Genomic DNA, 12,214 nt, shown 5'->3' on the forward strand with positions numbered 1-12,214 from the left:
TTATGGCGGATGATTTGTTCAGCGCAGGCGGGCCAACCAGCTGGCAACCTCTAGCGGCACGAATGCGGCCACGCAACCTCAGTGAGTTTGTTGGTCAAGACCACCTGCTGGGCCAGGACAAATCGTTACGTCAGGCGCTGGAAGCCGGGCAGCTGCACTCAATGATCTTCTGGGGGCCTCCAGGAGTCGGTAAAACAACCCTGGCCCGTTTGCTCGCAGAGCAGGGAGAACTACGCTACACCAGCCTGTCAGCAGTTATGAGTGGTGTTAAAGAAATACGTGCGGCGGTTACTGCGGCTCAGGAGCATCAGCAATTTACTGGTAAGCCAACTCTCTTGTTTGTTGATGAGGTGCATCGCTTTAATAAATCCCAGCAGGATGCCTTCCTGCCCTACATTGAAGATGGCACCTTTCTTTTTATAGGGGCAACCACAGAAAACCCTTCGTTTGAACTTAATTCCGCCTTACTGTCCCGAGCCAGAGTTTATGTACTCAAATCACTTAGTGAAGAGGTTTTGCAAGGGCTGCTGATGCAGGCGCTGGCTGATACTGATCGGGGTTTGGGTCAACTGGGGCTGGTAGCAGAAGCCGAGACTCTGCTGACCCTGGCCAGGGCCGCTGATGGTGATGCCCGGCGGGCACTGAATTTTTTGGAAATTGCAGCCGATCTTGCTGAAGAAGGGCAGATTACCGAAAAAACCATTGCCGAAGTCGTTCAAGAAAGTTTAAGGCGTTTTGATAAGGGCGGTGAAGCCTTTTATGACCAGATTTCTGCGCTGCATAAAGCGGTGCGGGGCTCTTCACCGGATGCTGCCCTCTACTGGTTATGCCGTATGTTGGATGGCGGTTGTGATCCTTTGTATATTGCCCGGCGGGTCGTGCGCATGGCCAGTGAAGACATCGGTAATGCTGATCCGCGTGGCCTGCAGTTGGCCCTGAATGCCTGGGATGTACAAACCCGGCTAGGTAGCCCCGAAGGTGAACTGGCCATTGCCCATGCCGTGGTCTATTTGGCCGTAGCAGCCAAGTCCAACGCCGTTTATAACGCCTTTAATGCGGCCATGAAAGCAGTTAAGTCATCACCTAGCTATGAAGTGCCCCTGCATTTACGTAATGCACCGACAGGTCTGATGGAAGAGCTGGGCTATGGTGCAGACTATCGCTATGCCCACAATGAGCCTGAAGGCTATGCGGCTGGAGAAAACTACTTGCCTGAACAGCTGGCAGGCACTTGCTACTACCAGCCAGTAGAAAGGGGGCTGGAAATCAAAATTGCTGAAAAACTGCGCTATTTAAGACAGCTGGATGCAGCGGCTAACCAGGAAAAGCCCAGCCAGTAACCAGCAACCAGCTACCCAGCCTCAAGGTTTGCGCTAACTCCCAGCCACCCAGTAACAGAGCCAGCCCGCCGAGGATCAAATGAGGTCCGAAGGGCAAGGCCTGCCCCTGCCACCTCTTACCTAGCTTTAGCAGCAAGGCAGCAACCAAACCCGACAGGGAAGCCAGCAAGACAATAGGAACCAGGGCAGGAGCACCCAACCAGGCTCCCAGAGCGGCTAATAATTTAAAGTCGCCATACCCCATGCCTTCTCGTCCAGTCAACAGCTTGAAGACCCAATAGAGGCTCCAGAGACTTAGATAGCCCAGAAGCGCACCGACAAAGGCTTGATTAAATAACTCCGGTGAAGAAAACCACCAGTGAAAGGTGAGTCCGGCCCAGACCAGTGGCAAGGTCAGAAAATCAGGCAGAAGGCGAGTTTGGGCATCAATAACGGCCAAGGCCAAGAGCGTAAAAGCCAGACCCATAAACGCAAGCGATTGGAGGCTGGCCCCATAGCGCCAGGCGATCATCAGTGCCAGGCAACCAGCAGCCAGTTCAACGCCGGGGTAGAGTCTGGAAATGGGTGTTTTGCAGCTGGCGCACTTGCCTTTGAGCAGTAGCCAGCTGATTACAGGTAAGTTGTGGTACCAACTGACATGCGTTAAGCAGGCAGGGCAGTGGGATGCTGGCCAGGATAAGCTGAGTTCAGGAAGCTGGGTTTCGCCCCAGCTACGCCTAAGCATTAGCGGCAAGCGATAAATCACCACATTTAAAAAACTACCGATAACCAAGCCCAGCAGGCTGGCAAAGACTAACCACAGCCAAAAAGGCCAGAAACTGGCATTCAGGGCAGCCAATTCACTCATTAGAGAATATCACCCATCTGGAAGATAGGCAGATACATGGCTACGACCAGACCACCAACGATTATCCCCAAGACCGCTATAACCAGGGGTTCCAAGAGGCTGGTCATGGAATCCACCAGGGTGTTGACTTCTTCTTCAAAAAAATCAGCCACCTTAACCAACATGGTGTCCAGGGCCCCTGACTCTTCCCCTATGGCAACCATCTGGTTGACCATGGTAGGGAATAGCTTGGTCTGGCGCATACTGAAATTAAGTTGCTGACCTGCGGCTACATCATCTTTCATGCTCGCAACAGCATCACGATAAACTAGACTGCCTGTGGAACGGCCAGCAGAATCCAGTGAGTCCACTAAAGGAACCCCTGCAGCAAAAGAAGTGGCCAGGGTGCGGGCAAAGCGTGCAACAGCAGATTTGTGAAGCAACATGCCTATTACAGGAAGCCGCAAGGCCAGTTTGCTAAGCCGGTAAGCAAAGGTTTCTGAGCGCTTGCGCATCACTAGAGTTAAATATATAGCCGCAAGCATTCCACCGAAAACCAGATACCACCATTCCTGCATAAAGCGAGACATGTTAATGACCATTTGGGTGAAGGCTGGAAGTTCGGCCCCAAAACCAGCAAACATGCGCTCAAACTCAGGAACCACCTTCACCAGCAAAAGGCCAGCGACCCCTAAGCCGATGACCATGACAAACACCGGATAGTAGAGGGCTTTTTTGATTTTATTCTTCAGAGACTCCATGCGCTCTTTGTAAAGAGCCACCCTTTCCAGCATATTTTCCAAAGCGCCTGAGGCTTCACCAGCTTCTACCAGGCTGCAAAAAAGATCATCAAATACTTTAGGGTGCCGACGCAAAGCCTGGGCGATGGGCGTACCTGAAGAAACCTGATCCCTCAAATCAATAAGGAGGTCCCGCATTTTCTTTTTGGTTTGGCTTTCAATAGTGATACTCAACGCCTGAACCGCAGGAACCCCGGCTTTAATCATGGTCGCCAGTTGCCTGGAAAATAAAGTGATGTCCCGGGCAGTAATTTTCTCACCAAACCCCAGTGAGAAATTGGATTTTTTGCGAATGCGCTTGGGTGAAATACCCTGTTCACGCAGTTTTGCCCGCACCAGATTGATATCTTCAGCTTCTATTTCACCGGATATCTTTTCACGGCGGGCATTGGTGCCCTGCCAATGGAATAAATGAATTTTGGGTGGTTTTTTATCCATAGCGTCTCAGCCTACTCCATGGTTACACGTGTTAATTCATCAACACTGGTCAGGCCTGCCAGTACCTTCTTGCGTCCCGCTTGGCGAAGATCATCAAAACCCTCGGCTCTGGCCTTGCGGTCAATCTCTAAAGCGCTCGCAGAATGCATGATCAAGTCGGCCAGTTCAGGGGTAATCTTGACCACTTCATAGATCCCGATACGGCCCTTGTAACCCTTGGTGCAGTGAGTACAACCAACAGCATCAAAAATACCCTTCGCATTGATTTGTTCTTGAGTAAAACCCAACTCCAAAAGTGTGTCTTTCGGCAACTCAGTCGGTTTGCGACATTTGGGGCAAAGTTTTCTGGCCAGGCGCTGGGCAATGATTAGCTGCACAGAAGCGGCCAGGTTATAAGAAGGTATGCCCATATTCATCAGGCGATTCAAAGTCGCTGCTGCTGAGTTGGTATGCAGGGTTGAGAGTACCAGGTGCCCGGTCTGTGCTGCCTTGACTGCCGTTTCAGCGGTTTCCAAATCACGGATCTCACCCACCATAACCACATCAGGATCCTGGCGCAAAAAAGCCCGCAAAGCAGCGGCAAAGTTCAATCCCACCTTGGTATTGATGTTGACCTGATTGATACCTTCCATATTGATTTCAACCGGATCTTCGGCACTGGCAATATTTCTTTCCGGGCTGTTTAGTAGATTCAGACCTGTGTAGAGGGTTACGGTTTTACCGCTACCCGTTGGCCCGGTGACCAGAATCATCCCCTGAGGCCTGGCTAGGGCCTGTTCATAAAGCTTTTGCTGATCGGCCTCAAAGCCCAATTGTTCTATGCCCATTTTGGCGGCATTGGCGTCCAGTATCCGCAGGACGATCTTTTCACCCCAAAGAGTGGGCAGGGTGTTGACCCTAAAGTCGATAGAGCGGGTTTTGGACAGTTTGAGTTTGATGCCGCCATCCTGAGGGATACGCCGCTCAGAAATATTTAGCTTGGCCATCACCTTCAAACGGGCTGCCAAGCGTCCACGCAGTGAAAGTGGTGGGCGGGTCATTTCATGCAGGATACCATCGATACGGCAGCGAACCCGGTAACTATGCTCATAGGGCTCAAAGTGAATATCCGAAGCCCCGCGACGTATGGCATCCAAGAGCACCTTGTTGACAAATTTAACGATGGGTGCATCATCCTTGCCACCGATGCCATCATCCAAATCTTCTTCTTGAAGTTGGCTTTCGCCCGTTTCCAAGCCTTCTAGCTCACTGTCATTAAGATCACCCAGGGCACTGATATCTGTTTCCAGTGAGTCTTCCAGGATTCGATGTAACTTAATTTCAGATACGATTACTGGATAGATAATCAAGCCTGTTTGGAACTGAATTTCGTCAATGGCAGCCAGGTTGGTTGGTGTGGTCAGGGCAAGCGTCAGCTGATTCCCCTTTAAAAAAACAGGTAGAGCCTGGTGCTTGCGTAGTAAATTTTCATTGACCAGCTTCTTTGGGAAAAGCTTGGGTTCCATTGCTTCCAGATCAAGATAAGGAAGGCCGAACTCTTCGGCAATCAAGCTAGCAAGTTGGTCACTATCAATATGGCCAGTGGAGTTCAGGTAATGGCTAAAGGATAGGTTGCTCTCTTTAGCCTTGACCTGGGCGGCCAGCGCTTCACTTTCATCCATAAGGCCTTGGCGAATCAAGCGTTTGGACAAAGAGCTCAGCACGTGAGGATTGGATACATCCACCATAAAGCCTGGATTCCTTATTTCAGTTGCACCGGATAGTCAAAGGATTATGACATTGGTAGACTTGGCTAGGCTAGGTAACAGCTTGCATTTTAATTAACAGATTGACTAAAATCATTGTTGCATTAGGTAACAAAGTGTTTCATAGTTGCCATACAAGCTCAAGACTTCCCGCAGGGAAGCTGGATACTAAATTTTGAAATTTTAAAGGAGAAGGTTGAATGAAAGCCGCTCAACAAGGTTTTACCCTGATTGAACTTCTGGTTGTTATCGCCATTATCGGCATCCTGGCCGCCGTCGCTGTGCCTCAGTATCAGCGCTACATTGATAGAGCTGAGGCTTCTTCATTGTTTGCGACTGCAACAGCCTATCGTACAGCTGTAGATGCAGCTATCTTCTCAGGTGACGATCCAACTGATGACGATATTATTCCTCTTGATGATGAGAATGACACTAGTGTAGCTATAGCTGAAGATGGTGAAGATCATACTATCACTGCTAGCAATGACCGTGGATCAGTCACTCTGACCAGAACTGAAGCAGGTCGCTGGAGCTGTGTGCATGATTTCGAAGGTGTGAATTTGCGTAATTGCTCTGGACCAGATGGAACACCAGCCACACCTTAAAACAGTAGTTGCGATAAGCCTATAGCTTAAATAATTATACTATCAGGAAGGAGTAGCTTTAAAAGGCTGCTCCTTTTTTATTATGTCCTACTTACCTGTTTTTTTGGGATTGACGTTACTTTTCTTATCTTTGGCAGTAACTGTCGTTTTTGATTTTTTTGGTGTCTCTGCTTTAGCTCTGTTTTTTATAGACGACTATCCTCTGGTATATTATTCAATTTTTAGTGAAGGGCGAACTATTGAAAAACTCCAATGGTTCTTCCTTGCTTCAGGTGCTTTGCTAAGTGCTTTAGTGTATGGCTCAATAGGCACTTCTCCAGCACGGAGCATAGAACGGAGGGCTTTTTTTCTTTTTTCTGCCGGGTTTTTCTTGATGTTTTTAGAAGACTGGATGAATATTCGTCATCTAATCTCATCAGCTTATATGATTCCCTTGTTTGAAGCTTGGTTGAGTAGCACTCAGGCACGCATGATTTGGGAAGCTGTTTTCTACTTCTTCCTTGCATCCATTATGGTAGGTGCTTTTTGGTGCCTCCTAAAATCAGGCTCTAGTGAATTAAAGCCTAATAAGCGATTGACCTTTGGTTTTGTTCTTTATGGTATGGTTGGTTTTGGTTCGGCATTTCGTCGGCTTTTTGAGTGGCAGGAGCGTTTGGGAAATACCATTATTGATAGCCTAAACCTCAAAGCTATTGAAGCTTGGCAAGAAGCCTTCTCTATCTACTATCATGAACTTGAGCAGAATCCTGATTATGGGTTTTCTCCAGGCTATCTTTTGGTGGACCATTTGGTTGAGGAGAGTCTGGAATTGATAGCAGCCAGTTTTTTACTAAGTGGATTGCTAGCGATTAGTTTGCCTTATTACCGGAAGCTGCAAAGCTATAGCTAATTCTTCTGGTAGGAATGCAGGCTCCTATCTGCATACTAAAGACATAATTGACAACAGGTATACTGAAGTGTTTCGTGGGTCGTTTACTAAGCCATTGCTTTTTAAAGACTTCCCGAAAAATACGCTAAATTCTGTAAAGTTTTGCTGATTTTTGCCGATCTCCTCTATTGATACGAATACACTTGATGAGGGCTTGGCTATGTCCAGCGAAAATCTTTCTATTTCATCAGCTCCAGTCACCACGCCGGGTCAGGCTAATCCGCCCAAAGCGCGTGCTGCGGAGGTTCTGGATGCTAAGCGCACGGATGCCCCTGAAGTGAACACTAAAGAACGGGGTAAAGACTGGGCTCAAGCTCAGGCTGAGTCTCGTTTGGAAGCCAATGCTGGTTTGCTTCAGGCAATGTTTGGTAAAGCGGATAGTCGCGGAGCCAATGCTCAGAAGATTAATTATCAAGAAGTAGTTATTAAGCTGGAAGAGGTTCTGCGAAAAGAATTGGGCGATGATAACTTCAGTTTGGAAAAGTTGGCTGCAAAAACTTCAGGTGTTGAAGGCCAGGAAGACTATTGGTCGCCAGAAAAAACAGCTGATCGCATTGTTACTGGCGCGACTGGCTATTTTGAAGCTTTCAAAAAGCAGAACCCCAGTCTTTCGGAAGAAGAAGCCTTAGACAAGTTTATGGATATCATCACGCCTGCCATAGACCGTGGTTTTAATCAAGCCAAAGAGATACTGCAAGGCTTTGAGATTTTCAAAGGTGATGTGCAAGAAAATGCCGAACGGACTTTGGAGCTGGTTCATGAAAAGCTGGATCTTTTCCGTGAACGGGTTCTGGGCAGTAAGGAAGATAAACCCTTGTTTGATGATACCCAAGGGTTAGAAGACAAGAGCTAATTAGCTGTAAAGATGAATAAAAACGGCCCTAAGATTTTAGGGCCGTTTTTTTGTTTCGCGACTAGGAATCAGACGTTTTTAACGGCTCTTTGACGACGCTCTTCAAGTACTGGGCGTAGTTTTTCAGCCATTTCTGTCAGGGCTTTTTCGGTGGTTTCCCAGTCGATGCAGGCATCGGTGACGGAGACGCCGTATTGCAATTGTGATTTATCTTCTGGGATCTTCTGGTTGCCCCAGCCAAGGTTGGATTCAATCATCAAACCAACGATTGACTCATTGCCATCGGTGATCTGGTGGGTGACGTTATCCAGTACTAGTGGCTGGAGGCCGGGATCTTTGTTGGAGTTGGCGTGGCTGCAGTCAATCATAATGTTTTGGGCCAAGCCTGCCTTGTGAAGATCTTTTTCACAGAGTTTGACGCTGACTGAGTCATAGTTGGGCTTGCCGTTGCCACCGCGCAGAACAACATGGCCGTAGCTATTGCCTTTGGTACGAATAATCGCGACCTGTCCTTCGCTGTTGATACCCAGGAAGTTGTGTGGATGTGCCATGGACTTCAGGGCATTAACCGCAACATCCAAACTACCGTCAGTGCCATTTTTAAAGCCGACTGGGCAGGAAAGGCCACTGGACATTTCACGGTGGGTCTGGGATTCGGTCGTGCGTGCGCCTATCGCACTCCAGGCAATGCAGTCTTGCATATACTGGGGTGAGATGGGGTCCAGGGCTTCGGTTGCCAGTGGCAAGCCCATTTCTGAAAGCTTGACCAGAAGTTTACGGCCCAGGTGCAGGCCTTCTTCAATTTGGAAGGAATCATCCATGTGAGGGTCGTTGATCAAACCCTTCCAGCCAACGGTAGTGCGGGGCTTTTCAAAATACACACGCATCACCAAGTAGAGACTGTCACTGACTTGGTCGGCCAGTTTTTTTAGGCGTTCGGCATATTCCAGCGCTGCATCAATATCATGAATTGAGCAGGGACCAACAATCACAAAGAGTCTGGGGTCCTTGCGATCTAGAATATCCTGTATGACCTGGCGACCTTCATAGACGGTTTTTTCAGCCGCTTCTGTCAGGGGTAGCTTGTCTTTCAAGCGATCTGGAGTAATCAAAATTTCCTGGGCAGCAACATTCAGGTTGTCGACCCTTTTGTTATCAGACATAGGTTTTCCTTGGATACATAGAAATGGCGGTGATAGAAAATTCCCCCATTGTATTGTATGCAGGCAGTTAAGGAAAACCTTACAGACAATTATCCGGCTTGGGGAGGCCAGCCAGGCGGGCCGCTGCTTTGGCAGGGCTTTCACCAAAAAGCTGCATGAGGTAGATGCTGCGTGCCTTATCCGGGCCCAGGTGCTGGCGTAGATATTTGCTAAAGGGGCGCATGGCCGGGGAGAGTTCATATTCCTGATAGAACTGGCGCAGTAGGTGCAGAATTTCCCAATGGCTGGCTGTCAGGCTTTTGCCCTCATCAGCAGCCAGGGCTTCAGCAACTGTTTCGTTCCAGTCATTGAGGTTCTCCAGATAGCCTTCTGGGTCTAGGGGAGGAAGGTTACCAGCTACAGACACGCTCAGCCTCCAGTGCTCGCTCTACCCACTGGACAGCGGTCACTCGGGTCAGGGGCCAGTTGGCTAAAGTACTTAAGCCGCGGGCATCCAGATCCTGCTGTAACACCAGCAGCTCAACCCCTGGGGGTAGGGTTTGCAAAGCCTGTTCATCCAGTGCCAGAAAAACAGCCGCTTCTATGAGCAGCAACTGATCACCTGCTTCTAAAAAGGGGCGGCAGCTTTCCAGTTTATTCGCGGCATTAAGTTGGTGCAGGGTTGCCATATCAGAATACCAATAGGTTTTTGCTGGTCGACATCAGTTGTCTAATTTGATCAGCAGGCAAAACGTCTATATCCAGGAGTAGCTGCTCACTTGTTAGTTGTAGGCGCTCCATGGATTCCTGATCAACATAGATGGCATCCAAATCATAAAGGGGTAGCGCTTTGAGCATAGCTTGAATGCCCTTTAATTCAAGCAAATCAGGTTGCTGGTTTTTAAGGAGCTGTAAAACACCGGAGCCGGTAAAAACCAGGGCCGTTTTTTGTTCAAAGGTTGCACTGACCAGAGCGGTATCGAGTGCTTCCTTGCCTTGTGCTCCAGCCAAGGGAGGCTGAGTAAAAAAGACAACCAAATCAAATCTATAGGCTTTCATGAGCAAAAAGTCAGGGTTCGATCAGCTTGGCTGAAGCTGTCAATGAGTTGACCGAGTCCGGCAAGGCTAAAGCCACTGGCAAGATTGTGCTGATCCAGGCCGTGGCGTTTGGCTTCTTTCTCATCCAGAACGCCACGTTTTAGGGCTGCGGCCACGCAGACTACCAGCTCCAGCTGATGCTCGTTGGCTAACTCTTGCCAGGCACGGGTCAGGTTGAGTTCATCCTGGGGTGGGCAAGCCAGTTGGTTGGCCAGAAGCACACCTTCTTGATAGAAGAAGATACGCTGGATGCTGTGTCCTGCAGCCAGAGCAGCGCGGGCAAACCTTAACGCAGAAAGGGGCGCCAAAGTGGAATAGGGCGCCCCAGTAATGTTGAGTGCAAAAACTGCCATGGAATTAGTCGTTGCTCATACCCAGCAGTGCCAGCAGGCTGACAAAGAGGTTGTAAATGGCAACAAACAGGCCCACGGTTGCACGGATGTAATTGGTTTCTCCACCATGCACAATTTCACTGGTTTGGAAGAGGATCAAGGCAGAAGCAAAGATCACAAAACCAGCGCTGAGAGCCAGGTGCAGGTTGGTTAGACCCATGAAGAGATTGGCAATAATACCGGCAATCAGGACCAGGCCACCGACCAGCAGGAATTTACCCAGGAAGCTGAAATCCTTTTTGGTGACCAGCGCAACGGCGGATAGCCCGAAGAATACCAATGCGGTCATGCCCAGGGCTGAAACCACAACATTGCCCATTCCAGCACCCAGATACATGCTGAGAATTGGGCCGAGTGACAGCCCCATAAAGCCGGTAAAGCCAAAGACACTCAAGAGGCCCCAGGCAGAATCAGCCAGTTTGTGGGTCAGGAACATGAAACCATAGGCTCCAATAAAGAAGACAAAAATATTCAAGCGAAGGCCAGTGGCCACTGCAAAGAAGGCCGTTAGGGCACTGAACGCCAGAGTCATGCCCAGCAGCATATAGGTGTTTCTGAGGACGCGGTGCGCCTCAGGACTAAGGGCTTTGGACTGAGCCTGTGTCTGTGTTGATTGAGCGTCGTAACGCATGGTTGTCTTCTCCAGAGTTAATGTTGATACGCTTGCTTGGATTTGCAAACAGCTTAGGGGTTCCCGCCCAGAATGGCAAAACCTTGTTTGTAACCCAAGCCACCGTTACCGTGAACCCCACCAAGCATTCCGGGGTTATTATGCAGAGCTAGAGTCATTTCAATCAAGGCCCTGAGTGCGGGAAGGTTCCAGGGAGCACGATTCAGATTCATGCCACCTTTTAAAGTCAGTCGATGTTTTCCCAGCCAGGCAGGAATTTCTTCAACACTGCCCACAAAATCACCTCTTAATAATAAAGCAAGAGGAACTACCGGGTAGCAGGTGTAGGCTTCCAGTAAGGCTTTGCCAGCATTAAATTCTTCAGCAAACTCCATTTCTGCTTGCAGGTTGGCATAGTGCACGGCCTTTTCCAGGTGCCAGTAATCGGCCAGCTCTTCTAAGTGATCGGCGCCATCGCCCTGGGCAAAGCCAATGCCTACACCTTTGACCTCAACGGGAGGCTGGCTGCAATCAAAGCTTCCCAGTAAGTCATCGCGGGTGAGTAGCAGCCCACCAGAGTAGTCGGTATAGGGATTAGCGCAATCCACGCCCCGGAAAAGCTCGGTAATTTCTGCATACCAGCGCTCATCAACAGCTGCTTCGGGTGCAGAGCGACGATAGTTTTCAAATAGGGCATCACGCAGCTTACGGAATTCATCAAAGCTCAGGCCCTGTTGATGGCAAAAATAACGGGCCAGATCGGTATAGGCTTCAGGCAGGGGGTAATCAGGACCAAAGACTTCCTGCATGAGTTCATCCCTTTCCTCTCTTGAATAACCGGTTTTGATGGCATCCTGGCCTTCAATGAGTACGGCTTCAAAAGCGCCTTCTTTTAATTGGGTGTGGGCAAAGGCCAGGGCTTCCAAGGGGGCGCAACCGGAACGAAAATGATTGCGTGGTTTGGGTGAGTTCCAGCCCGCTTTGAGGGGGTCGATAACTAGGCGTTCGAGCTTAAGACCCGCTTCAGTCACCTGTTCACGCATTTTGTCCAGTTCTGCCAGGCTACCTTGGCCGTCCTGACGGCCTGCGGCAGCAATAATAAATGCTTGATGCATGCAATCCCCTTTTGATTCTTATATTTGAGTTGCTTCTTCCAGCCAGTGGATTCGTTGCAAGGCTTCTTGTCGTTCTGTGCCACAAACGCTGGTGTCGAAATGAAAAGCAGCGCAGGCAGCTGGCCTTTCCGGTTGACCAAAAAGGCTACAGAGCAAATCTTCATTCAAGTGAGCACAGCGCAGACCGGCTGCCTTGCCTTGAGGGTGGCCGGGTGTTGGCGTGCTGATGGAAGGTGCAATACAGCAGGCTCCACAGCCGGGACGGCATTGATGTTCATCGCAAGTGCTCATAGGCGTTAATATAGCAGAAAATCATGTTAAG

The 12,214-nt window shown here is 49.4% G+C and carries 15 protein-coding genes; 4 read left to right on the forward strand and 11 right to left on the reverse strand.

The window, feature by feature from the left end:
* Positions 1-2: 2 nt before the first annotated feature.
* Positions 3-1,340 (forward strand): replication-associated recombination protein A, encoded by a 1,338-nt coding sequence (locus BM185_RS06435; RefSeq protein WP_091960963.1) that lies wholly within the window; start codon positions 3-5, stop codon positions 1,338-1,340.
* Here the strand turns inward: BM185_RS06435 and BM185_RS06440 are convergent.
* Genes BM185_RS06440 through pilB form a run of 3 tightly spaced genes read right to left on the reverse strand, consistent with a single transcriptional unit; the run spans position 1,315 to position 5,131 of the window.
* On the reverse strand, positions 1,315-2,187 hold the full coding sequence (locus tag BM185_RS06440; protein WP_091960966.1) for a prepilin peptidase: 873 nt from the start codon (positions 2,185-2,187) through the stop codon (positions 1,315-1,317). The two genes, BM185_RS06435 and BM185_RS06440, sit on opposite strands and share 26 nt — an antisense overlap.
* A complete protein-coding gene (locus BM185_RS06445; RefSeq protein ID WP_091960969.1) occupies positions 2,187-3,404 on the reverse strand; it encodes a type II secretion system F family protein in 1,218 nt (405 codons plus the stop codon). Before BM185_RS06445 ends, BM185_RS06440 begins: the two co-directional genes overlap by 1 nt.
* An 11-nt stretch (positions 3,405-3,415) precedes the next feature.
* A complete protein-coding gene (pilB, locus tag BM185_RS06450; protein WP_177203493.1) occupies positions 3,416-5,131 on the reverse strand; it encodes a type IV-A pilus assembly ATPase PilB in 1,716 nt (571 codons plus the stop codon).
* A 218-nt stretch (positions 5,132-5,349) separates the two neighbouring features.
* On the opposite strand from pilB, the gene BM185_RS06455 reads away from it, so the two are divergent.
* From BM185_RS06455 to BM185_RS06465, 3 genes are all read left to right on the forward strand, one after another.
* Entirely contained in the window at positions 5,350-5,754 is a 405-nt protein-coding gene (locus BM185_RS06455) for a pilin (protein ID WP_091960972.1), read from the forward strand.
* Positions 5,755-5,836: 82 nt separating this feature from the next.
* Positions 5,837-6,643 (forward strand): hypothetical protein, encoded by an 807-nt coding sequence (locus BM185_RS06460; RefSeq protein WP_091960974.1) that lies wholly within the window; start codon positions 5,837-5,839, stop codon positions 6,641-6,643.
* A 199-nt stretch (positions 6,644-6,842) separates the two neighbouring features.
* Positions 6,843-7,535 carry a DUF5610 domain-containing protein gene (locus BM185_RS06465; protein ID WP_091960977.1) on the forward strand — a complete coding sequence of 231 codons (693 nt, stop codon included), beginning with the start codon at positions 6,843-6,845 and terminating at the stop codon, positions 7,533-7,535.
* A gap of 68 nt (positions 7,536-7,603) precedes the next feature.
* Here BM185_RS06465 and BM185_RS06470 read toward each other — a convergent pair whose 3' ends face one another.
* From BM185_RS06470 to BM185_RS06505, 8 genes are all read right to left on the reverse strand, one after another.
* Entirely contained in the window at positions 7,604-8,698 is a 1,095-nt protein-coding gene (locus BM185_RS06470) for a 3-deoxy-7-phosphoheptulonate synthase (protein ID WP_091960980.1), read from the reverse strand.
* Positions 8,699-8,777: 79 nt separating this feature from the next.
* Positions 8,778-9,104 (reverse strand): TusE/DsrC/DsvC family sulfur relay protein, encoded by a 327-nt coding sequence (locus BM185_RS06475; RefSeq protein ID WP_245751716.1) that lies wholly within the window; start codon positions 9,102-9,104, stop codon positions 8,778-8,780.
* On the reverse strand, positions 9,088-9,366 hold the full coding sequence (locus BM185_RS06480; protein WP_091960985.1) for a DsrH/TusB family sulfur metabolism protein: 279 nt from the start codon (positions 9,364-9,366) through the stop codon (positions 9,088-9,090). The genes BM185_RS06475 and BM185_RS06480 overlap by 17 nt, the downstream gene beginning before the upstream one ends.
* Position 9,367: 1 nt before the next feature.
* Positions 9,368-9,736, reverse strand: coding sequence for a sulfurtransferase complex subunit TusC (gene tusC / locus BM185_RS06485; RefSeq protein ID WP_091960988.1), 369 nt, complete (start codon positions 9,734-9,736; stop codon positions 9,368-9,370).
* Complete coding sequence (tusD, locus tag BM185_RS06490; protein ID WP_091960991.1) at positions 9,733-10,128, reverse strand: sulfurtransferase complex subunit TusD; 396 nt, start codon at positions 10,126-10,128, stop codon at positions 9,733-9,735. Before tusD ends, tusC begins: the two co-directional genes overlap by 4 nt.
* Before the next feature lie 4 nt (positions 10,129-10,132).
* A complete protein-coding gene (locus BM185_RS06495; protein ID WP_091960994.1) occupies positions 10,133-10,798 on the reverse strand; it encodes a Bax inhibitor-1/YccA family protein in 666 nt (221 codons plus the stop codon).
* Positions 10,799-10,851: 53 nt separating this feature from the next.
* Positions 10,852-11,892, reverse strand: a complete 1,041-nt coding sequence (locus tag BM185_RS06500; protein ID WP_091960998.1) for a hypothetical protein — start codon at positions 11,890-11,892, stop codon at positions 10,852-10,854.
* 18 nt (positions 11,893-11,910) lie between these two features.
* Positions 11,911-12,183: a YkgJ family cysteine cluster protein gene (locus BM185_RS06505; RefSeq protein ID WP_091961001.1), complete on the reverse strand. Its 273-nt coding sequence runs from the start codon at positions 12,181-12,183 to the stop codon at positions 11,911-11,913.
* Positions 12,184-12,214: the final 31 nt, after the last annotated feature.

The sequence above is a fragment of the Marinospirillum celere genome (assembly GCF_900112235.1).
GTDB classification, from domain to species: domain Bacteria; phylum Pseudomonadota; class Gammaproteobacteria; order Pseudomonadales; family Halomonadaceae; genus Marinospirillum; species Marinospirillum celere.

Excerpts from the sequence above, each read along its gene's own strand:
- BM185_RS06435 (WP_091960963.1), top strand. The coding sequence starts at position 3 with ATGGCGGATGATTTGTTCAGCGCAGGCGGGCCAACCAGCTGGCAACCT.
- BM185_RS06440 (WP_091960966.1), bottom strand. The coding sequence starts at position 2,187 with ATGAGTGAATTGGCTGCCCTGAATGCCAGTTTCTGGCCTTTTTGGCTG.
- BM185_RS06445 (WP_091960969.1), bottom strand. The coding sequence starts at position 3,404 with ATGGATAAAAAACCACCCAAAATTCATTTATTCCATTGGCAGGGCACC.
- pilB (WP_177203493.1), bottom strand. The coding sequence starts at position 5,131 with ATGGTGGATGTATCCAATCCTCACGTGCTGAGCTCTTTGTCCAAACGC.
- BM185_RS06455 (WP_091960972.1), top strand. The coding sequence starts at position 5,350 with ATGAAAGCCGCTCAACAAGGTTTTACCCTGATTGAACTTCTGGTTGTT.
- BM185_RS06460 (WP_091960974.1), top strand. The coding sequence starts at position 5,837 with ATGTCCTACTTACCTGTTTTTTTGGGATTGACGTTACTTTTCTTATCT.
- BM185_RS06465 (WP_091960977.1), top strand. The coding sequence starts at position 6,843 with ATGTCCAGCGAAAATCTTTCTATTTCATCAGCTCCAGTCACCACGCCG.
- BM185_RS06470 (WP_091960980.1), bottom strand. The coding sequence starts at position 8,698 with ATGTCTGATAACAAAAGGGTCGACAACCTGAATGTTGCTGCCCAGGAA.
- BM185_RS06480 (WP_091960985.1), bottom strand. The coding sequence starts at position 9,366 with ATGGCAACCCTGCACCAACTTAATGCCGCGAATAAACTGGAAAGCTGC.
- tusC (WP_091960988.1), bottom strand. The coding sequence starts at position 9,736 with ATGAAAGCCTATAGATTTGATTTGGTTGTCTTTTTTACTCAGCCTCCC.
- tusD (WP_091960991.1), bottom strand. The coding sequence starts at position 10,128 with ATGGCAGTTTTTGCACTCAACATTACTGGGGCGCCCTATTCCACTTTG.
- BM185_RS06495 (WP_091960994.1), bottom strand. The coding sequence starts at position 10,798 with ATGCGTTACGACGCTCAATCAACACAGACACAGGCTCAGTCCAAAGCC.
- BM185_RS06500 (WP_091960998.1), bottom strand. The coding sequence starts at position 11,892 with ATGCATCAAGCATTTATTATTGCTGCCGCAGGCCGTCAGGACGGCCAA.
- BM185_RS06505 (WP_091961001.1), bottom strand. The coding sequence starts at position 12,183 with ATGAGCACTTGCGATGAACATCAATGCCGTCCCGGCTGTGGAGCCTGC.